Origin of the sequence: Pseudoalteromonas sp. SG44-8, assembly GCF_014164125.1 — a bacterium.
Taxonomy (GTDB): domain Bacteria; phylum Pseudomonadota; class Gammaproteobacteria; order Enterobacterales; family Alteromonadaceae; genus Pseudoalteromonas; species Pseudoalteromonas rhizosphaerae.
Genome location: NZ_JACJEQ010000001.1, coordinates 416,000 through 436,053 on the forward strand (window position 1 = coordinate 416,000; position 20,054 = coordinate 436,053).

The 20,054-nt window shown below is 40.6% G+C and carries 15 protein-coding genes; 13 read left to right on the plus strand and 2 right to left on the minus strand.

Annotated elements, in window-relative coordinates; translation table 11 throughout:
- Positions 1-29 precede the first annotated feature (29 nt).
- The 6 genes from dnaK (at position 30) to H5163_RS01700 (ending at position 9,479) form a co-directional block, all read left to right on the plus strand.
- On the plus strand, positions 30-1,946 hold the full coding sequence (gene dnaK / locus H5163_RS01675) for a molecular chaperone DnaK (RefSeq protein WP_182732509.1): 1,917 nt from the start codon (positions 30-32) through the stop codon (positions 1,944-1,946).
- A gap of 187 nt (positions 1,947-2,133) precedes the next feature.
- Positions 2,134-3,276, plus strand: coding sequence for a molecular chaperone DnaJ (gene dnaJ, locus H5163_RS01680; RefSeq protein WP_145236090.1), 1,143 nt, complete (start codon positions 2,134-2,136; stop codon positions 3,274-3,276).
- A 537-nt stretch (positions 3,277-3,813) separates the two neighbouring features.
- Positions 3,814-4,047, plus strand: coding sequence for a FeoA family protein (locus tag H5163_RS01685; protein ID WP_145236087.1), 234 nt, complete (start codon positions 3,814-3,816; stop codon positions 4,045-4,047).
- Entirely contained in the window at positions 4,044-6,365 is a 2,322-nt protein-coding gene (gene feoB / locus H5163_RS01690) for a Fe(2+) transporter permease subunit FeoB (RefSeq protein ID WP_182734110.1), read from the plus strand. Before H5163_RS01685 ends, feoB begins: the two co-directional genes overlap by 4 nt.
- Positions 6,366-6,450: 85 nt before the next feature.
- Complete coding sequence (gene ybaK, locus H5163_RS01695) at positions 6,451-6,912, plus strand: Cys-tRNA(Pro) deacylase (RefSeq protein WP_145236081.1); 462 nt, start codon at positions 6,451-6,453, stop codon at positions 6,910-6,912.
- Positions 6,913-7,223: 311 nt separating this feature from the next.
- Positions 7,224-9,479 (plus strand): acyl-CoA dehydrogenase, encoded by a 2,256-nt coding sequence (locus tag H5163_RS01700; protein ID WP_182734111.1) that lies wholly within the window; start codon positions 7,224-7,226, stop codon positions 9,477-9,479.
- A 128-nt stretch (positions 9,480-9,607) separates the two neighbouring features.
- Here the strand turns inward: H5163_RS01700 and H5163_RS01705 are convergent, their stop codons facing one another.
- Positions 9,608-9,793, minus strand: a complete 186-nt coding sequence (locus tag H5163_RS01705; RefSeq protein WP_145236073.1) for a DUF6435 family protein — start codon at positions 9,791-9,793, stop codon at positions 9,608-9,610.
- A gap of 463 nt (positions 9,794-10,256) precedes the next feature.
- On the opposite strand from H5163_RS01705, the gene H5163_RS01710 reads away from it, so the two are divergent.
- Together H5163_RS01710 and H5163_RS01715 are read left to right on the plus strand one after the other, a co-directional pair.
- Positions 10,257-11,207, plus strand: a complete 951-nt coding sequence (locus H5163_RS01710) for an oxidoreductase family protein (RefSeq protein ID WP_182734112.1) — start codon at positions 10,257-10,259, stop codon at positions 11,205-11,207.
- A 1-nt stretch (position 11,208) separates the two neighbouring features.
- Positions 11,209-12,180 (plus strand): Gfo/Idh/MocA family protein, encoded by a 972-nt coding sequence (locus tag H5163_RS01715; protein ID WP_182734114.1) that lies wholly within the window; start codon positions 11,209-11,211, stop codon positions 12,178-12,180.
- Between the two features lies 1 nt (position 12,181).
- On the opposite strand, the gene H5163_RS01720 is transcribed toward H5163_RS01715, so the two are convergent.
- On the minus strand, positions 12,182-13,027 hold the full coding sequence (locus H5163_RS01720) for an ABC transporter substrate-binding protein (RefSeq protein ID WP_182734116.1): 846 nt from the start codon (positions 13,025-13,027) through the stop codon (positions 12,182-12,184).
- Positions 13,028-13,230: 203 nt separating this feature from the next.
- Between H5163_RS01720 and upp the strand changes: the two genes are divergently transcribed.
- The 5 genes from upp to H5163_RS01745 all read left to right on the plus strand — a co-directional run bounded on the left by upp (position 13,231) and on the right by H5163_RS01745 (position 20,041).
- Positions 13,231-13,860, plus strand: coding sequence for a uracil phosphoribosyltransferase (upp, locus tag H5163_RS01725; RefSeq protein WP_145236059.1), 630 nt, complete (start codon positions 13,231-13,233; stop codon positions 13,858-13,860).
- Between the two features lie 2 nt (positions 13,861-13,862).
- Positions 13,863-15,095: a uracil-xanthine permease family protein gene (locus tag H5163_RS01730; RefSeq protein WP_182734117.1), complete on the plus strand. Its 1,233-nt coding sequence runs from the start codon at positions 13,863-13,865 to the stop codon at positions 15,093-15,095.
- Positions 15,096-15,244: 149 nt separating this feature from the next.
- Positions 15,245-16,987 (plus strand): HAD-IIB family hydrolase, encoded by a 1,743-nt coding sequence (locus H5163_RS01735; RefSeq protein ID WP_182734119.1) that lies wholly within the window; start codon positions 15,245-15,247, stop codon positions 16,985-16,987.
- On the plus strand, positions 16,980-18,200 hold the full coding sequence (locus H5163_RS01740) for a glycosyl transferase (protein WP_145236048.1): 1,221 nt from the start codon (positions 16,980-16,982) through the stop codon (positions 18,198-18,200). Before H5163_RS01735 ends, H5163_RS01740 begins: the two co-directional genes overlap by 8 nt.
- Positions 18,201-18,268: 68 nt before the next feature.
- Positions 18,269-20,041: a sugar phosphorylase gene (locus tag H5163_RS01745; protein ID WP_182734120.1), complete on the plus strand. Its 1,773-nt coding sequence runs from the start codon at positions 18,269-18,271 to the stop codon at positions 20,039-20,041.
- Positions 20,042-20,054 lie beyond the last annotated feature (13 nt).

Consider the following 20,054-nt stretch of genomic DNA (forward strand, 5'->3'; position numbering starts at 1 on the left):
TTAATGAATTTTGAAGTTGGAGATATTTCATGGGTAAAATTATCGGAATCGACTTAGGTACTACTAACTCTTGTGTTGCAGTACTTGATGGTGGCAAAGCACGTGTTATTGAAAACGCGGAAGGCGATCGCACCACTCCGTCTATTATAGCTTACACGCAAGACGGAGAAACTTTAGTAGGTCAATCTGCTAAACGTCAAGCGGTTACTAATCCGACAAACACATTATTTGCAATTAAGCGTTTAATTGGTCGTCGCTTTGAAGACGAAGAAGTACAACGTGATATCGGCATCATGCCTTTTAAAATTATCAAAGCAGATAATGGTGATGCATGGGTTGAAGCGGGCGGCGAAAAACGCGCTGCACCACAAATCTCAGCTGAAGTTTTGAAAAAAATGAAAAAAACAGCTGAAGACTTTTTAGGTGAAGCAGTAACTGAAGCGGTTATTACAGTACCTGCTTACTTTAACGATTCACAACGTCAAGCTACTAAAGATGCTGGGCGTATTGCAGGTCTTGAAGTTAAACGTATCATCAATGAGCCAACTGCTGCTGCCCTTGCTTATGGCATGGACAAAAACAAAGGCGAAAACGTTGTTGCAGTATATGACTTAGGTGGTGGTACTTTCGATTTATCAATCATTGAAATTGATGAAGTTGAAGGTGAGCACACATTTGAAGTACTTGCTACAAATGGTGACACTCACTTAGGTGGTGAAGATTTCGATAACCGCGTAATCAACTATTTAGTTGCTGAATTCAAAAAAGATCAAGGTTTAGACTTAAAAACTGATCCACTTGCAATGCAACGTGTTAAAGAAGCAGCTGAAAAAGCAAAAATTGAATTATCATCTGCACAATCTACAGAAGTAAATCTTCCGTACGTAACTGCTGATGCAACTGGTCCTAAGCACATGAACGTGAAACTAACACGCGCTAAGCTTGAGTCACTAGTTGAAGATTTAGTAATGAAGTCACTAGAGCCATTAAAACGTGCCCTTGCTGATGCTGATTTATCAGTAAGCGACATTGACGATATCATCCTTGTTGGTGGTCAAACACGTATGCCTTTAGTACAAAAAACAGTTGCTGATTTCTTCGGTAAAGAGCCACGTAAAGATGTTAACCCTGATGAAGCAGTAGCCGTAGGCGCAGCGATTCAAGGTGGTGTACTAGCTGGTGATGTGAAAGATGTACTATTACTAGATGTTTCGCCATTATCTCTAGGTATCGAGACTATGGGCTCTGTAATGACGGCGTTAATTGAGAAAAATACGACTATTCCAACGAAGAAATCGCAAACATTCTCAACTGCTGAAGATAACCAAGCTGCGGTAACTATTCACGTATTACAAGGTGAGCGTAAACGTGCTAGCGACAACAAGTCACTAGGTCAATTTAACCTAGAAGGTATTCGTCCAGCACAACGTGGTACACCACAAATCGAAGTTACTTTTGATGTGGACGCTGATGGTATCTTACATGTATCGGCAAAAGATAAAGATACAGGTAAAGAGCAAAAAATCACCATTCAAGCATCTTCAGGCTTAAGCGATGAAGAAGTTGAAAAAATGGTTCGTGATGCCGAAGCACACGCAGAAGACGATAAAAAGTTTGAAGAGCTAGTTGCAGCTCGTAACCAAGCTGATGCATTAGTGCATGGTACGCGTAAGCAAATCGAAGAAGCGGGTGATGCATTACCAAGCGAAGACAAAGAAGCGATTGAAGCGGCTGTTGTTGAGCTAGAAGCTGCGATTAAGAGTGACAAAAAAGACGAGATTGAAGCAAAAACTCAAGCGCTTGCTGAAAAGTCACAAAAGTTAATGGAAATCGCACAAGCTAAAGCACAACAAGGTGGTGACGCCGGTGCCGAGCAGCAACAATCTGCGAAGAAAGATGACGACGTAGTGGATGCTGAGTTCGAAGAAGTTAAAGACGACAAGTAATTGTTGTTAGCGCTTCGCCTAACTGAAAACACGATGACTGATATCGCAATTTAAGTTAGGATGAACAACTAAGGCGCGCGGGCTAAAGCTTGACGCGCCTTTTGCATGTAAATTAGATGATAAATCGATACGATTTATCGATTTATCCGCAGCAATGCTGCAGTAAGAAAAGAGTAGTGTGATAGATATGTCAAAACGCGATTATTATGAAGTCCTTGGAGTGGCAAAAGACGCCAGCGAAAGAGACGTAAAAAAAGCGTATAAACGCTTAGCGATGAAATATCATCCAGATCGTACCGCAGGCGATAAAGAACTTGAAACTAAATTCAAGGAAGTAAAAGAAGCTTACGAGATCCTCACTGACAGTCAAAAACGTCAAATGTATGATCAATACGGCCATGCTGCGTTTGAACAAGGCGGTGGCGGTGGTGGTCATGGCGGCTTTGGTGGCGGTCATGGTGACTTTGGTGATGTATTTGGTGACGTGTTCGGTGATATTTTTGGAGGCGGTGGTGGCCGTCGTCAATCGCGTCAGCAACGAGGTTCAGACCTACGTTACAACATGGACTTAAGCTTAGAAGAAGCGGTTCGTGGTAAAGAAGTAGAAATTAAAGTACCTACGTGGGTAAGCTGTGAGCCATGTGACGGCAGCGGTGCAAAAGCGGGTTCTAAACCGAAAACATGTACGACTTGTCATGGTGCAGGCCAAGTGCAAATGCGCCAAGGTTTTTTTGCTGTGCAACAAACCTGTCCAACCTGTCAGGGCACTGGTCAGATAATTTCTGATCCATGTAATAGCTGTCATGGTCAAGGCCGTGTGGAAAAAACCAAAACATTATCGGTTAAAATCCCAGCCGGGGTTGATACTGGCGACCGCATTCGTTTATCTGGCGAAGGTGAAGCAGGGGTACATGGTGCACCCGCTGGTGACTTGTATGTGCAAGTATCGGTACGTGAACACCGTATCTTTGAGCGTGATGGTAATAACCTATATTGTGAAGTGCCGATTGGGTTTACAACGGCTGCTCTTGGTGGCGAAATTGAAGTACCGACTTTAGATGGTCGTGCTAAATTGAAGATCCCAGCTGAGAGTCAAACGGGCAAAATGTTCCGTATGCGCGGTAAAGGTGTTAAGTCTGTCCGTAGTGGCGCAGTTGGTGACTTGATCTGTAAAGTGGTAATAGAAACACCCGTTAAGTTAAATGAACGCCAACGCGAGTTATTACAAGAGCTTGAGCAAAGCATGGGTAAGGATGGTTCTAAAAACCGTCCAAAAGAAAAAGGCTTTTTTGATGGTGTAAAAAAGTTCTTTGATGATTTAACTAAGTAATCACTCATTACTTATAAAATGGCGCTAATTAGCGCCATTTTTTATTGGCTAACAAAAGCTTATTAATCTGAACTCTGGTTAAGAGATTGACCCTCAAGAGTTCAGGTTTTTATTTGGCTACAGCTTTGCTGAAAACCACGCAGTAATACCAATCGACTTAAATATTTAACCATTCTAGCGAGCTAAATAAAGCGCTAACTGCGTTATAATTTTTTCAAGTAGAACAAATACATGTCAAAATTTACGCCTTGTTATCACTGTATTTATCTGTCGCTATAAATGGTCAGTAACTTAACACGATTGGTATAATACATATTCATAATGCTACCTTTACAGAGCGATTAGGCTTCTTAAGCACTTGTCACTAAACGGCTATTTTTATCTTATCAAATGAGATTTAGGATCCAATATAGGTATAATTCTGCCATTGCTGCTTTATTTTGCATTACTTATCGATATGATAATTAGTCTCACTTGCATGATTGAATAATCGGCGTAAAATCAGCGCCATTGATGTATTAAATGAAATGAGATGGCATGTTAACGTTAGACAAATTAGTAATTGGCCAACATGGCTCTGTTGTAAGCATCGATCCTAATGCGAGTTTGTTGCGCCAGAAATTACTTGCAATGGGTTTAACGCCAGGCGCTCCTGTCCACGTATTGCGCTTTTCTCCATTTGGCGATCCGATGATTGTTAAAGTTCGCGGTACCGTGCTTAGTCTTCGTAAATCCGAGGCACAATCAATTAATTTGGAACTCGCAGTATGAATCCAAACATTGCCGTAATAGGTAACCCAAACTGTGGTAAAACTACACTATTCAACGCGTTAACCGGTAGCAAACAGAAAGTAGGTAACTGGTCAGGGGTGACCATCGATAAGAAAATTGGTCAATTTAAAGTGGCTGATCAGACTGTCGAATTAGTTGATTTGCCTGGCACTTATTCTTTAGATGTAAATGCACAAACCCCTTTAGATGAAAAAATTGCGCGTGACTATGCACTCAGTGGTGAATCACAACTGATCATCAATATTCTTGATGCATCAAATCTTGAACGCAATTTATACCTCACCGCTCAGCTGCTTGAGATGAAAGTACCTTTACTCGTCGTGCTAAATATGGTCGATGTGGCAAAACGAAATGGTTTAGTAACGGATCCAAAGGCGCTAGAAAAGCGACTTGGATGCCCTGTGATTGCCTTAAGTGCAAATAATAAAACAGACATTACAGGTTTAAAAGAGTTTATTGCACAAGGACTTAAACTTAAAAAAGTATCAATGCATACCCCTAGTTATGAGCAAAAAATAACGCAAGCGGCCAACAACATTGCAGCCAGTTTTACTGCCAATAATAAACCGATAGAAAACATCGACACTGATTGGTTGTCATTGCGGTTATTAGAGCAAGATGAAAGCTGTTTTGGCTATGCTGATAAACAAACACTGGCAGTGGCAAAAGCTGAATTTGAACAGTTTGCCGATCACCATGAACTTGATGTGCTTTTTGCCAATGGTCGTTATGAGTTTGCCCATCAACTGGCTGAACTTGCTCAAAATACTAAAGGCATCGCCTCTGAAACCATTAGCGATAAAATAGATGCGGTAGTGATCAATCGTTTTTTAGGGATCCCAATATTTTTAGGGATCATGTATTTAATGTTTACTGTTGCGGTAAATGTTGGCGGCGCATTTATAGACTTTTTCGATATTGCTGTAGGCGCGATTTTAGTCGATGGCTTTGGTGAAATATTAACTTCATTAGGCGCACCTGATTGGCTACGCGCATTGCTTGCGGACGGTATAGGTGGTGGTATTCAGCTTGTTGCCACCTTTATCCCGGTGATTGGCTTTTTATACTTTTGTTTAGCCTTTATTGAAGATTCAGGTTATATGGCGCGTGCTGCTTTTATCATGGATAGATTAATGCGCGCCATTGGTTTACCGGGTAAAGCGTTTGTGCCTTTAATTGTTGGCTTTGGCTGTAACGTGCCATCAGTAATGGCAACTCGTACTTTAGAAACCCATAAAGATCGCTTACTGACTATTGCCATGTCACCATTTATGTCATGTGGCGCGCGCTTAAGTGTGTATGCCTTGTTTGTCGCTGCCTTTTTTACCACTAATGGCCAAAACTTAGTATTTGCACTGTATATTTTAGGTATTGTTATGGCGGTATTAACCGGTTTGGTACTTAAAAATACCTTGTTTAGTCCAACGCTTACCCCGTTTATTCTCGAATTACCTGCGTATCATATGCCAACGGCAAAAGGCGTACTTTACAAAGCATGGGAGCGCTTAAAAAGCTTTTGTATGCGCGCCGGTAAAACTATAATTGTGGTGTTTGTTATTTTAAAAATATTAAGCTCCATAGGTACTGATTTTACCTTTGGCAATGACAACACAGATAAATCGATGCTCAGTGAAATTTCAAAAATTGCAACACCGGTGTTTGCTCCTATCGGGGTAGAGCAAGATAACTGGCCTGCCACGGTCGGTATTTTTACTGGCGTATTTGCTAAAGAGGCAGTAGTTGGTACTTTAGATAGTTTATATTCAAATTTAGATGGCGCAGCGGCTGTGAATGAAGAGCCAGTTAATGTCATCGATAAATTGGCTGAGGCGTTCGCGAGTATTCCTGCAAACCTAATAGACGTATTCGGTAATTTACTCGATCCACTGGGTTTAAATGTCACTAATGTGAGCGATCAAAGTAGTGCGGCCATTGATCAAGAAGTGAATGTATCGACCTTCGCAACCATGGAAAACCTATTTAGCAGTCAACTTGCTGCATTCAGTTATTTAGTTTTTGTATTGCTTTATACACCTTGTGTGGCGGTGATGGGCGCTATGTACCGAGAAGCTGGAATGAAATGGATGCTATTTGTTGCAACTTGGTCAACAGGGCTTGCTTACATCACAGCCTCTGTGGTGTATCAAGTGGGTAACTTTAAGCAATCTCCGATGTTTTCGGCATTTTGGTTACTCGGGTGCGCTGTCGTTATTGCATTGGCAATAAGCTCTATGCGGATTTATGGTAATAAAATGGCTGCAAAGAGTCGTTTAATCCCTGTTGTTAATATAATTTAGCGAGTGAATATAGTTTAAAAAAGAGTACCTTGGTACTCTTTTTTTTGTTAATTTTAAAGCAGTTAACAATTCAATGGAGTTAGTCATGACGCCAGCCACACAATTATTAAAAAAACACAAGGCCACTTTTGAGCTGCTCAGTTATGAGCATAACTCAAGTACACATAGCTTTGGTTTAGAAGCTGTTGAAAAGTTAAATCTAGCCGCTGAGCAGGTTTTCAAAACCTTGGTATTTGAAACCAATGAATTGCAGTTAGTAGTGGCAATTACGCCTGTGAGTCAACAAGTTAACTTAAAGCTCTTAGCAAAAGCATGTGGTGTTAAAAAAGTACATATGGCCGCTGCACAAAAGGTAGAAAATAGCACCGGATATATTCTTGGTGGCGTAAGTCCATTAGGGCAAAAAAAACGCTTAGCAACTTACCTCCATAGTAGCGCAAAGCAGTTTGATATTATTTATGTAAGCGCTGGTAAACGCGGCCTTGAAATTGCACTTGATCCCAATACATTAATAAAACTATGTAATGGCAAATTAGCCGACTTTTAGTGGTGATTAACAGTGTTAGTTAACAGTCGATAAGCTTACACTACTTACCTTGCACAAACTTTAACATATCTTTATTTTCCCTCATTTTGTTTCTATTGTTGCTGAGGTTTAATTATTTTAGCGTTTTTTAGTAAAAAAAAATCAACTAAATACATTTCAGCGTACAAGTGTTAGCTCTTTTTATTCAATGGCTTAGATAGCCTAAAAATAAATAAATTGAAAAAACTGTTAAAAAATTGCTTAGAGTAATTGATCTAAACCATTTTTTATGACGTAATGTAGGTATTATTGTCTGGTCGGATGAGTTGATTATGAGTTTACGTACAAAATTAAAAAAAGTATTACCAAGTATTTCTATCACTGAACAAGAAGCCCTTGATGCGGGTGATGTGTGGTTAGAAGGCTCTATTTACCAAGGTAAGCCTGACTTCAACGCACTTCGCGCAGTCCCTGCTGCTGTATTGAGCGCAGATGAACAAGCATTTATCGACGGCCCATTACAAGAGCTATTGGGTATGATCGACGATACAGAAATTCAAAATGGCATTCATTTACCTGAATACATTTTAGATTTTCTGAAAAAGGAACGTTTCTTTTCACTGATAATTCCTAAATCATTTGGTGGTTTAGAGTTTAGCCCTTACGCAAACTCAACTATCGTTGGCACAATCGCCACTAAAAGTTCTGCTGTTGCAGTAACCGTTATGGTTCCTAACTCGTTAGGCCCTGGTGAGTTACTACTGCACTTTGGTACTAAAGAGCAGCAAGCACATTATTTACCACGCCTAGCCAATGGCCGTGACATTCCATGTTTTGCACTCACAAGCCCAGAGGCTGGTTCTGATGCCGGTGGCATTCCAGATTTAGGTACTGTGACTAAAGGCATGTACAACGGCGAAGAAGTACTTGGTCTTGAGATCACTTGGGACAAGCGTTATATCACCCTTGCGCCAATTGCCACCGTACTTGGTTTAGCATTTAAAGTGGTTGATCCAAATGGCTTGCTAGGTGGTAAGGAAAACCTCGGTATTACGTGTGCACTTATTCCAAAAGAGCACCCAGGTGTTGAACTTGGTAATCGCCATGATCCAATGGGGATTCGTTTTTACAACGGTACTACGCGTGGCAACAAAGTATTTGTACCAATGGACTTCATTATTGGTGGGCAAAAGAACATCGGCCGTGGCTGGCAAATGTTGGTTAGCTGTTTAGGCGCTGGCCGTGGTATTTCATTACCTGCATTAGGTGTTAGTTCATCTCAGGTAGCATTTAAAGGTGCGTCTGAATATGCTGCGGTACGTGAGCAATTTGGCTTAGCAATCGGTCAATTTGAAGGTATTCAAGAAAAACTCGCTGATATTGCTGGTAAAACATACCTACAAGAAGCAATGCGTGTACTTACAACCGAAGGTTTAGGCATGGGCTTAAAGCCATCGGTTGTGACTGCAATTGCAAAATATCACATGACTGAAATTGGTCGCGACGTGCTTGACTCAGCAATGGATATTCAAGCTGGTAAAGCAATTCAGAACGGCCCGCAAAATACGTTAGCAAGCGGCTATGTTGCACAGCCAATTGCCATCACGGTTGAAGGCGCCAACATTCTTACACGTAACTTGATGATCTTTGGTCAAGGTGTAATGCGTTGTCACCCATATTTACAATCGATGGTTGAATCAATCCACAGCGAAGATAAAAATGCAGATAAAGAATTTAACCGCATTCTGCGTAAAACAGTGGGTTATAGCGTAGCAAACAGTTTACGTGCATTTCGTTTAGGCGTATTACCATTTACAGCAGGTGCTAATTCACCACTTCCAGAAGTACGTGAATATGAAAAAGCAGCTCATAAATTATCAGCTAAATTAGCAGTATATGCAGATTTTTCGTTACTGGTACTCGGCGGAAAACTTAAACAAGCGGAAATGCTATCAGCCCGTTTAGGCGATGTAATGAGCTTCTTATATGCGGCAATGGCATCAATTAAATATTATGAGCAAAAAGTGGCAAGCAGTGAACGCGAGCAAGCAGCGCCATATTTCCACTACGCAACACGTTTTGCATTACAAAGTGCCGAACAAGCATTGCATAAGTTTTTAGACAACTTCCCTGCAAGTGGCACACGTAAGTTTATGCGTTTTATTACCATGAACTATTCGACTAAAATGCCAAAAATTAGCGATGACTTAATTCGCGAATTAGCTACACAGGCGCAACTTGACACGGCATTTAAAAAGCAAATCACACACTTAGTTAAACCTATTGAAGGTGATGGACATTACATTAACGAGCAAGCGTATAAAGCGAAAATGGGCTGTTTAGATTTACTCGCAAAAGTGAAAAAAGCCTTGCGTGCTAAAACAATCAAATCAGGTATTCGTTTTGCACTTACTCTTGATAATGCACTTGTAGCAAATGTAATCACTGAAGAAGAATACGCTAAACTGATTGATTACAACAAAAAACGTGAACGCGCAATTCGTGTTGATGAGTTTGATTTTGATATGAACTTATTAGACGAAAATGCAAAACCGATAAACCCACTGAAAAGTGTTGTTAATCAGTAATATTTTTTAATTCAACAATGTAAGCGCCCAGAAGTTCGGGCGCTTTTATATTTAAAGCCCATACAGTTTTGTATGGGCTTTTTACGTAATTCGCTACTTGTTCTTAATTTAATGCCTAAGAATTTAAATTAACCATCTTGTTTCGCTTGTTTTTCTATCTCTATTATTTGTTTGTCTATTTGATCGGCTTCAAAGGAGAGTTCTGAGTATTTGCGTATATCGCCGTTACGTTGGGCATGCATTGCTTGTTCTAGTTTTATAGAAAGCTGCTTATGTAACTTTTTAGTTGGGTCTTTCTTAAAGAATGAAAACATATATTACTCGTATAGTAACTGGTGCAGATTGATACGTTTCAATTAATGTATTGGTTTACATTATGTTGAAATAGTAAGCTGGCAAAAGATAATGATTGCTAACATGTAGTTAAGTAGTGAGCTGTGTTGTCTATAAGCGCTTTAATCTTAAAATCTTTATGTCATACTAGGGTCTGTTGACCTTTCAAGGTTAAATTTGCAGCAGTCTGTTTGGTATTTAGGCAAGGCAGAGCCTATGTGGTGTGGTCATTCCCCATAAATAGGCGATAACGCAGCATCAATGCCAAACAGGAGCTGCCCGAAGGGTTCTTCCTAGGGGTAATTAACTCTTTGTTGCTCGGTTTTTACTTAGCCCACTAGGTTACAAACCTCGCGCCGCGATTAAATTGCCCCTAGTTTGAACAAATATTAATCCGCAAAGGTCAACAGACCCTAGGCGCTGGCTTTATGGATATTGGTGCGTATGTCTTTTTATCTGCCATTAATTGGTCTTCATTATAAAAATATTAAAATCACTGAAACAATCACTGCTTTATGGAGTGGCTGTGGTGAAATAGTGCGTTGTCGTTTAGACGGTAAAGTCTGCGTCATTAAAGCGATTAGTGTGCCCGATCACATAAATCATCCGCGAATTTCGCAAACTGAGTTTGCAATTAACCGAAAGCGTCACTCTTATGAAGTCGAATTTTATTGGTATCAGTATTATGCGTCGCGATTACCATCTAGAGCAGGTGCTTTAAGGTGTTTTAATGCCATAGAACATGAGCAGCACAAAGTCTTAGTGTTTGCTGATTTTACAGAGTGTGGCTTTGTAAACGCAAAACCAATCCATACACATGTTACAGCCATTATTAAGTGGTTGGCGAATTTTCATGCTTTTCATTTTCAAGTCAAAGCTGATGGCTTATGGTCGCAGGGGGGTTATTGGCATTTAGCCACTCGACCAGATGAGTATGAGAAAATGGCAGATTGTGCTATCAAGCAACAAGCACACAGCATCGATCAAACTATTAGGGCATGTCCGTATCAAACGCTTATTCATGGTGATGCAAAAATAGCGAATTTTGCTATTAATAACGCGACACTAAATGTTGTCGGATATGACTTTCAATATGTTGGCGCTGGAGTAGGTGTTATTGACGTTATGTACTTTTTGGGTAGTTGTTTAAATGAACAGCAATTACAACAAAGAGCTGATGATTACTTAGCCGACTACTTTAAATATTTTGCCAACGCCATGCACATATTTGATAAAAGCGTATATAGCCATGCTGCTATTAACGAATGGAAAACCTTATGGCCAGTTGTATGGGCTGACTTTTACCGATTTTTAATGGGCTGGAGTCCAGAACACGTAAAAATTAATGCTTATATGCAATATCAAATTACAAAAACAAATTTTGGGGTAACGTAGAATGACGAAACAGATCCGTTGGGGAATGATTGGCTGTGGCGCTGTAACCGAGGTGAAAAGTGGCCCTGCGTATAAAAATACGAAAGGTTTTGTGTTACAAGGCGTTACTCGACGAGATACCGCACTCGCTGAAGATTACGCAAAACGCCATAACGTGCCTATGGTATTTAAAACGGCCGATGAATTGATCGTAAGTTCTGATATTGATGCCGTGTATATCGCAACGCCTCCCGATAGCCATATGGAGCTGGCGCTAAAAGTTGCTGCTGCGGGCAAACCATGTTGTATTGAAAAACCACTGGCGCCTACATTGGCTCACAGTGAAGTTATTCTTGAAGCTTTCAGCAGTAAAAATATTCCCTTGTTTGTCGCGTATTATCGACGTTCTTTACCGCGCTTTAATAAAGTAAAAAGCCTGATTGACACGGGCGAAATCGGCCAGGTGCGACATATTAATTGGCACTTAAGTAAAGCCTCCAGCGAGCAAGATAGATCAGGTGTTTACAATTGGCGTACCGATAAAACTATTGCACCAGGAGGTTATTTTGATGATTTAGCCAGCCATGGTCTCGATTTATTTGGTTACTTATTTGGTGATTATGAACAAGTGAAAGGACTGGCGACAAACCAGCAAAACTTATATGGCGCTTTTGATGCAATCACTGCTTGTTGGCAGCATAAAAACGGTATTACCGGCTCAGGAAGTTGGAACTTTGGTGGTTTTTCTCGTTTTGATGTTGTTACTGTGTACGGTGAAAAGGGCGAGATCAGCTTTAGTGTGTTTGATGAACAAGCAATTACGGTTATTAACGAAAGTGGTCAGCAACAACTAAGTATCGAAAATCCGCCTCATGTTCAACAATATCATGTGCAAAATATGGCGGCGTCATTACTTGAAAATATTACACATCCGTCAACAGGTCATTCGGCCGCACATACTAGTTGGGTGATGGAGCAAATTTTAAACAACTAAATCAGCGTGCGGGTATTGCTACGTTAAAAGCATCTTGCAATGCGCTTAGCATTAGCGCCTGCTCTGGCGGTGCAAATATTTGTGCGTGGCTCTGAAGAATAATTTGCTGGACTGCCTGTGTTTGCAATGCTTGGTCAAATAGCGTAATTGCTTGTTTGCCTAGCTCCGATTTCGAGCATGCAATATAACCAAACACAGCTTGTTGGGTTTTATCAACACTAAGATAACGTATATTGGCGATTCTGGTATCTTCTGAGTGACGCGAAATAAACACCGCACTGTATTCAATAATGGCATCGAACTTATTTTGAAATAACATTTGGCTAAGGCGATAAGCGCTCGTTGTGCCGCCTAAAACCATAAATGATTCGTTATGCTTGGCAATATAGTCATCTATTTTGTGACCATATGAACGTCCTGAAGCAATGCCGATGGTGAGATCATATTTATTTACCGCATCATTTAAACTAATATTTTCAGGTAGTTCTGGATGATTATACACCACTAAGCGATTAGCTGGAAAAGCCATAATTGGGTATGTACTAAATAATGCATTTTCAAGGCGTTCAGGTGTTTTGGTTTTATTGTATAAACACACATTTTTCATTGTGTGCAATTGTTGCCATTCTCTTAATCTACTCGCTGGGATAAAGTTTAACGCGATGGCACCATTGAGCTGTTTTTCAATATCAAGCATAAATCTAGTGGCTATGTTTTGTGAATCGTCATTAATCTGTGGTGCAAAGTCGGTCATTATTTGCACCTTTAATGGTTTTTTAGCCATCGCAAATGAAGGCATTATTGCAAATAAAATACCTATCAGGATCCCAACAGCAAACTTTGACATAAAACCTTTGTGAGCAAATCTTCTATAGCCATTATTATAGTTTAGTTACTTTAAAAAATAATAATAATTGCGTTAAATGAAATAAAAGCACTGTATCAGAGTGATAAAATAATACTTTTATTGCACAGATCATGCTTTTTTAAAGTCTGATGGTTTTTTTTAAGCTAAAATAAGCGCAATTTATTTTTCTTTTAGGCGTTTTTATGACTATTCATGTAATTAATCACCCACTTGTTCAACATAAACTTGGTCTTATGCGAGAGTACGGCATAAGTACTAAGAGTTTCCGTGAGCTTTCGTCTGAAGTCGGTACATTATTAACCTACGAAGCGACTAAAAATTTGCCACTGGAAAAAGTAACAATCACTAGTTGGGATGGTAATCAATTAGATGTTGAGCACATCAAAGGTAAAAAAATTACTGTTGTGCCAATTTTACGTGCTGGCCTTGGCATGATGGATGGTGTTATGCAATTACTGCCTGCTGCAAAAGTAAGTGTTGTGGGCCTGCAGCGTAATGAAGAAACGTTAGAACCAATCCCTTACTTTGAAAAGTTAGTCGGTAAAATTGATGAGCGCTTGAGCCTCGTTATTGATCCAATGCTCGCAACCGGGGGCTCGATGATTGCGACTATCGATATGCTGAAAAAAGCGGGCTGTAAAGAAATTAAAGTGATTGTATTGGTTGCCGCACCTGAAGGGGTTGAAAAAACCCTTGCAGCTCATCCTGATGTAGAGATTTTTACCGCATCATTAGACAGCCACTTAAATGAGAAAGGCTATATAATTCCTGGTCTTGGTGATGCTGGCGATAAAATTTTTGGTACTGTCTAACAGTGGATAACTCTACCTTTTCAATCAAAACAATTTTAACTGGGGCGCAAATGTTATTTGTCGCCTTTGGTGCCTTGGTGTTAGTTCCTTTATTAACGGGGCTTGATCCAAATGTGGCACTTTTTACGGCTGGTATTGGTACCTTGCTGTTCCATTTGGTAACTAAAGGTCAGGTGCCGATATTTTTAGCTTCATCATTTGCGTTTATTGCCCCTATTATTGCCTGCGTGCAGCTATGGGGTGTGCCTGCCACAATGGGGGGCTTAATGGCTGCAGGCGGGGCTTATATATTGTTAAGTCTATTAGTGAAATTAAAAGGTGTAGCTACCCTGCATAAAATATTACCACCAGTTGTGGTCGGTCCGGTGATCATGGTAATTGGTTTAGCACTGGCACCTGTTGCAGTTAATATGGCAATGGGTAAAAGCGGCGATGGTTCAATTCAGTTGATTGCGTATCAACAAGCCATTTGGGTGGCGGCATTTTCGTTGCTAGTGACGCTAATTTTCGCGGTATGGGGCAAAGGTGTATTTAAGCTGATCCCTATCTTAGCTGGAGTCATCGCAGGTTACAGTTTATCGCTATATTTAGGGATCGTGCAATTTGATGCTGTTACTAATGCACAGTGGTTTGCAATGCCAGCTTTTACTTGGCCTGAGTTTAAATGGCAAGCGGTGTTATTTATGGTGCCGGTGGCAATAGCCCCCGCTATTGAACATATTGGCGATATGATGGCGATTAGCCAAGTCACCAATAAAGACTATTTGAAAAAACCGGGCTTACATCGCACCTTGTTTGGTGATGGATTAGCTACTACTGCAGCGTCTATATTCGGCGGGCCACCTAATACCACCTATTCAGAAGTCACCGGCGCAGTTATGCTTACGCGTAATTTTAATCCTAAAGTGATGATGTGGACTGCCATTATCGCCATTATTTTAGCGTTTGTGGCTAAAATGGGTGCTGGTTTGCAAACCATACCAGTACCTGTGATGGGGGGGATCATGATTTTGCTGTTTGGCTCAATTGCTGTGGTGGGTTTAAATTCGTTAGTGAAAAGTGGAGAAGACTTAACGGCTCCACGTAACCTCAGTATTGTGGCACTCATTTTAGTGTGTGGCATTGGTGGTATGCATATCGGTGGCAACGAATTTAGCTTACAAGGCGTGAGCCTATGCGCTATTTTAGGCATAGTGCTTAATTTAGTGTTACCAAAGGCTGATAAGCCAACGTAATATTTTGCACATTCAGCTAATAATTTGCACCAAAATAGCGCATTTAATATGCGCTATTTTTTTAACTAACTAAAAAATATAAAGTTATAAAACTGGTCTAGTAACTGCATTTACCTCATTAACAGTGCCATACTGATCAGGAGCGTTTAATGCAAGAGACAAACATTGTGGATATCACCCCATTTTTAGCAAAACATCAGCTGCCACTCAAATATCAGTATTTGAGTGAACATTATTTCGTCCCACTCGCTGAAGATATTCTCCACAGCAAACCAACCGATCGTCCAATGCTGGTGGCAATCAATGGTTGCCAAGGCTCAGGTAAAACGACATTAGCTGATTTTTTAGTTACTTGGATCAACTGTAATACAGCGTTTAATAGTATTGCGATGTCGATTGATGATTTTTATCACAGCCACGCACATCGTCAACAACTAAGTAAAGATGTACATCCGTTATTTGCAACGCGCGGTGTGCCAGGTACACATGATACAGCACTTATGCAGCAGACTTTTACCGCGTTACTTGCAGGTAAAGTAGGGGTGCCTTTGCCACAGTTTGATAAACAAACCGATGATCCAGTTACGCAAGCGTTATGGCCTACTAATAAACAGCCTGTTGATATCATTTTTTTTGAAGGTTGGTGTGTTGGTAGCATAGCGCAACAACCTTATCAATTACATCAAACAGTTAATCAATTAGAACAATATGAGGATCCTGAAGGTATTTGGCGACGCTGTGTAAATAGTTGTTTAGCGAATGAATACCAAGATATTTTTGCAATGATTGATTATACCGTGATGCTAAAAGCACCGTCATTTGCCGATGTATATGGGTGGCGATTAGAGCAAGAGCAAAAATTACTGTCGCATAAAGGACGAGGCCAAGGAACGTTCGATGAGCAACAATTAGTGCGATTTATTTCTCATTTTGAACGTATTACGCGAGAAAATTTAACTCAGTTACCAGAGCAGGTCGATGCATTACTGAGCTTAGATAAAGTACGTGATATTAGTGCCATGAAACTTCGCGCTGATGATGTTGCAATGCCACTTATTTTCACTGATTTAGACGGTACGTTACTTGATCATAACGATTACCAATGTACTGAGATTGCTCCGTTTTTAAGCCAATTGAGTCGCGCAGGTATCGCTGTAGTTTTTAATACCAGCAAAACGTTTGCAGAGGTAATCGCACTGCAAAAATCACTTGGGTTAAACCAGCCGTTTATTATTGAAAATGGCGGGGCTGTATATATCCCAAAAAATTATTTTTCATTAAAACCAATTGGCTGCGAAGAGCTGGATGAACATTGGCGTTATGCGCTGTCGCCAACCAATAAACAGTTGTACAGTGAATTACTTGAATACGGTAGCGAGTTTAGTGCTTATTACCGTTTGTTCAGTCAATTATCAGCGCAAGAAGTCAGTCAAATAACAGACTTGAGCCTAGCACAAAGCGAACTTGCCCGTATTCGTGAATATTCAGATCCGCTTTTTTGGCAAGGCACAGAGCAACAGCTACTTGACTTTTTAGAAGCAATAAAACCGCTTGGTTATGAAGTGTTAATAGGCGGGCGTTTTATTCATTTAAATCGCAGTACCAATAAAGGTAAAGCGCAAAACTGGTTAGTAGAGCAATTTAAAAAACATTGTCGTCATGCTTTCACCACTATTGCACTGGGTGATAGCCAAAATGATATGGCGATGTTGGATGCCGCAGATATCGCGATTTTAATTAATAATCCTGCCAGTAAAGCCAAAGCAAAATTATCCCACAAACCATGGCGTGTTAGTGAACACCCAGCCCCACAAGGTTGGCTCGATGAAGTAGCAGATCTAAGTGTTATCAAAGCGCAATTAGCGTCTAAACAGGAGCAATCACATGGCTGATTTTTACCAAAATGGCATCATAACAACATTACATAATATTGCCGACCGTCCGCTGGCTGATCTAGAAGCTGAACTCGTTAGCTTTTCAAAACAACGCCCAATGGGCTTGATTTTACCCTCCCTGTACAGTGAACTGGAGGGCCCTGCATTACAAAATATTGTGCAAGAATTGAAACATGTTCCTTATTTGTCGCAAATTACGATTGGCTTAGACAGGGCCGATGAGAGTCAGTATCGTCATGCATTACAATTTTTTGCAGAGCTTGACCAACATCACCGCGTGCTCTGGAACGAAGGGCCACGTTTGCAAGCACTCGATAAAGAGTTGCAAGCGTTAGGCGTCGCGCCGCGTGAACTCGGCAAAGGCCGTAATGTGTGGTACTGCATGGGTTATAAATTGGCAACGGCAAAAGTTGAGTCAATAGCGCTGCATGATTGTGATATTTTAACTTATGACCGTAGTTTATTAGCGCGATTAATTTATCCAGTTGCTCATCCGCGCTTTAACTATGAATTTTGTAAAGGCTTTTACCCTCGTACTGCTGATGGCAAGATCAATGGCCGTGTATCGCGTTTACTCGTTACTCCTTTATTGCGTTCATTTAAAACCATTTTAGGCAGCACTGACTACCTTGAATATATGGATTCATTTCGTTATCCGCTGGCGGGGGAATTTTCGTTTCGCCGTGATGTGCTCAACGATATTCGTATTCCTAGCGATTGGGGCTTAGAGATTGGCGTACTGTCTGAAATGTACCGTAACTACTCACACAATCGCTTGTGCCAAGTAGATATTGCAGATAACTATGATCATAAACACCAAGCGCTGTCACTGGATAATCAAGCGGCTGGCTTATCAAAAATGTCGATAGATATCACCAAAGCGCTGTTTCGTAAGTTAGCCACGCAAGGAGTGACATTTACCACGGAAACCATTCGGTCACTTAAAGCAACTTATTATCGTATCGCACTGGATTTTATTGAAACTTATCATAACGATGCCATGATGAACGGCTTAAAACTCGATATTCATCAAGAAGAAAAAGCAGTCGAAATGTTTGCGCAAAACATTATGAACGCAGGTGAGCATTTTTTACAGTATCCAATGGAAGCGCCATTTGTGCCTAGCTGGAACCGTGTAGCCTCAGCAATGCCTGATGTGTTTGCGCGTTTAGAGGAAGCAGTAGAGCTTGATAATAAAGAGTTTTCATAATAATACTTAAGCAGAGAACTAATTACAGATAAATAATTAAAAATTAGTATAAACAACGGGGTAGGGTAATGAGTAAAGCATTATTTGAACAACGGGTTGAACAGCACCTGACGAGTATATATGAGGGTGTTGACTTATGTATGAGCATTGATGCGCTCGCAAGTATGTTGATCACCACGATGTTAAGAGACGACCCTGTTCGAGACCCTACGCCGCATAAAAACCGCTGGGATCAGCAAGATGTAATTTTGATTGCTTATGGCGATTCAATTATGCGCTATCGCGATGCCGAACAAGCAGTTGCGGTACCGAGTGAACCACCGTTACATACCCTTCATCGGTTTATGAAAAACCAATGTGCGGGAACGATTAACGCGCTGCATATATTACCTTTTTATCCTTATAGCTCTGATGAGGGCTTTTCGGTAATGAACTATGTACAAGTGAATGAATCTCTTGGTAGTTGGGATGATATTCAAGGAATAGCTCAAGATGTAAAGCTAATGGCTGATTTAGTGATCAACCATTGCTCTAGTCGCAGTCGCTGGTTTGAAAACTTTATTCAGGGCAAAGAGCCGGGTTTAAGTTACTTTAAAACAGCTAGCTTAAATGACGATCTATCTGACGTTGTGCGACCAAGAACGTCACCGTTACTTAATACAGTGCAAACGGCTCTTGGTGAACGCCATGTTTGGTGTACATTTAGCCCAGATCAAGTTGACTTAGACTTTGCTAACCCATTAGTGCTTAATGAATTTGTAGGTATTATTCGTCATTACTTGGATAATGGTATAAAGATATTTCGCCTTGATGCTGTGGCCTTTTTATGGAAAGAACTTAATACTTCTTGCATTAATTTACCGCAAACACATGAAGTGATCAGATTACTGCGAACGCTAATAGAGCATGTGGAGCCAAGTGTCGTTATAATCACTGAAACAAACATCCCTAATCGTGAAAATTTATCTTACTTTGGTAATGCCAATGAGGCACATTGTATTTATAATTTTTCATTGCCGCCTTTGTTATTACATACCTTGCTCAGTGGTGACAGTAAAGCGCTCAAACATTGGATGATGAGCATGCCGCCAGCGCAAAATGGTACTGCCTACTTTAATTTTATTGCTTCTCACGATGGAATTGGACTGCGCCCAGCTGAAGGGCTACTCGACGAGGATGAGCTAGGGCAAATGGTTAATACGGTTAGTCGCTTTGGCGGAAAAGTTTCAATGCGCACTGCCAATAATGGCACCAGCTCACCCTATGAACTTAATATTGCGCTATTTGATGCTTTACAAGGCACACACAAAGGCGTGGATAAGTGGGGCTTACAGCGTTTTACCTGTGCTCATGCTATTATGTTTGCCCTCGAAGGCATTCCAGGGCTTTATATTCATAGTTTACTTGGCACCACCAATGATTATGAGCGCTTTGAAAATAGCCAGCATAACCGCTGTATTAATCGTCATCGTTGGCAAGAGTCTGCATTGCTAGAAAAGCTTGCTGATCAATCAAGTCATCATTATCACGTGTTTACTCACATTAATAATTTACTGGCTATCCGTAAACAGCAAGATGCCTTTCACCCAAATGCCACGCAATTTACCTTACATTTAACTGGCGCTTTATTTGGTTTTTGGCGTCAAAGCATAGACCGCAGGCAAAGTGTTTTTTGTGTTTATAACATTAGTGATGAACCGCAGACTTTGCTGTTCGCGGATCTGAATTTAATTGATACTGAGCAGTGGTTTGAACTTATTTCTGCACAGGAGATAAATCAGGGGCAGCAAAGTATTGAACTTGCACCTTATCAGCCGCTGTGGTTATCGAATAGAAAATAGTTAGCTAGTTTAG

What these genes read in the sequence shown, in the direction of transcription:
- dnaK (WP_182732509.1), top strand. Translation starts at nt 30, where the DNA reads ATGGGTAAAATTATCGGAATCGACTTAGGTACTACTAACTCTTGTGTT.
- dnaJ (WP_145236090.1), top strand. Translation starts at nt 2,134, where the DNA reads ATGTCAAAACGCGATTATTATGAAGTCCTTGGAGTGGCAAAAGACGCC.
- H5163_RS01685 (WP_145236087.1), top strand. Translation starts at nt 3,814, where the DNA reads ATGTTAACGTTAGACAAATTAGTAATTGGCCAACATGGCTCTGTTGTA.
- feoB (WP_182734110.1), top strand. Translation starts at nt 4,044, where the DNA reads ATGAATCCAAACATTGCCGTAATAGGTAACCCAAACTGTGGTAAAACT.
- ybaK (WP_145236081.1), top strand. Translation starts at nt 6,451, where the DNA reads ATGACGCCAGCCACACAATTATTAAAAAAACACAAGGCCACTTTTGAG.
- H5163_RS01700 (WP_182734111.1), top strand. Translation starts at nt 7,224, where the DNA reads ATGAGTTTACGTACAAAATTAAAAAAAGTATTACCAAGTATTTCTATC.
- H5163_RS01705 (WP_145236073.1), bottom strand. Translation starts at nt 9,793, where the DNA reads ATGTTTTCATTCTTTAAGAAAGACCCAACTAAAAAGTTACATAAGCAG.
- H5163_RS01710 (WP_182734112.1), top strand. Translation starts at nt 10,257, where the DNA reads ATGTCTTTTTATCTGCCATTAATTGGTCTTCATTATAAAAATATTAAA.
- H5163_RS01715 (WP_182734114.1), top strand. Translation starts at nt 11,209, where the DNA reads ATGACGAAACAGATCCGTTGGGGAATGATTGGCTGTGGCGCTGTAACC.
- H5163_RS01720 (WP_182734116.1), bottom strand. Translation starts at nt 13,027, where the DNA reads ATGTCAAAGTTTGCTGTTGGGATCCTGATAGGTATTTTATTTGCAATA.
- upp (WP_145236059.1), top strand. Translation starts at nt 13,231, where the DNA reads ATGACTATTCATGTAATTAATCACCCACTTGTTCAACATAAACTTGGT.
- H5163_RS01735 (WP_182734119.1), top strand. Translation starts at nt 15,245, where the DNA reads ATGCAAGAGACAAACATTGTGGATATCACCCCATTTTTAGCAAAACAT.
- H5163_RS01740 (WP_145236048.1), top strand. Translation starts at nt 16,980, where the DNA reads ATGGCTGATTTTTACCAAAATGGCATCATAACAACATTACATAATATT.
- H5163_RS01745 (WP_182734120.1), top strand. Translation starts at nt 18,269, where the DNA reads ATGAGTAAAGCATTATTTGAACAACGGGTTGAACAGCACCTGACGAGT.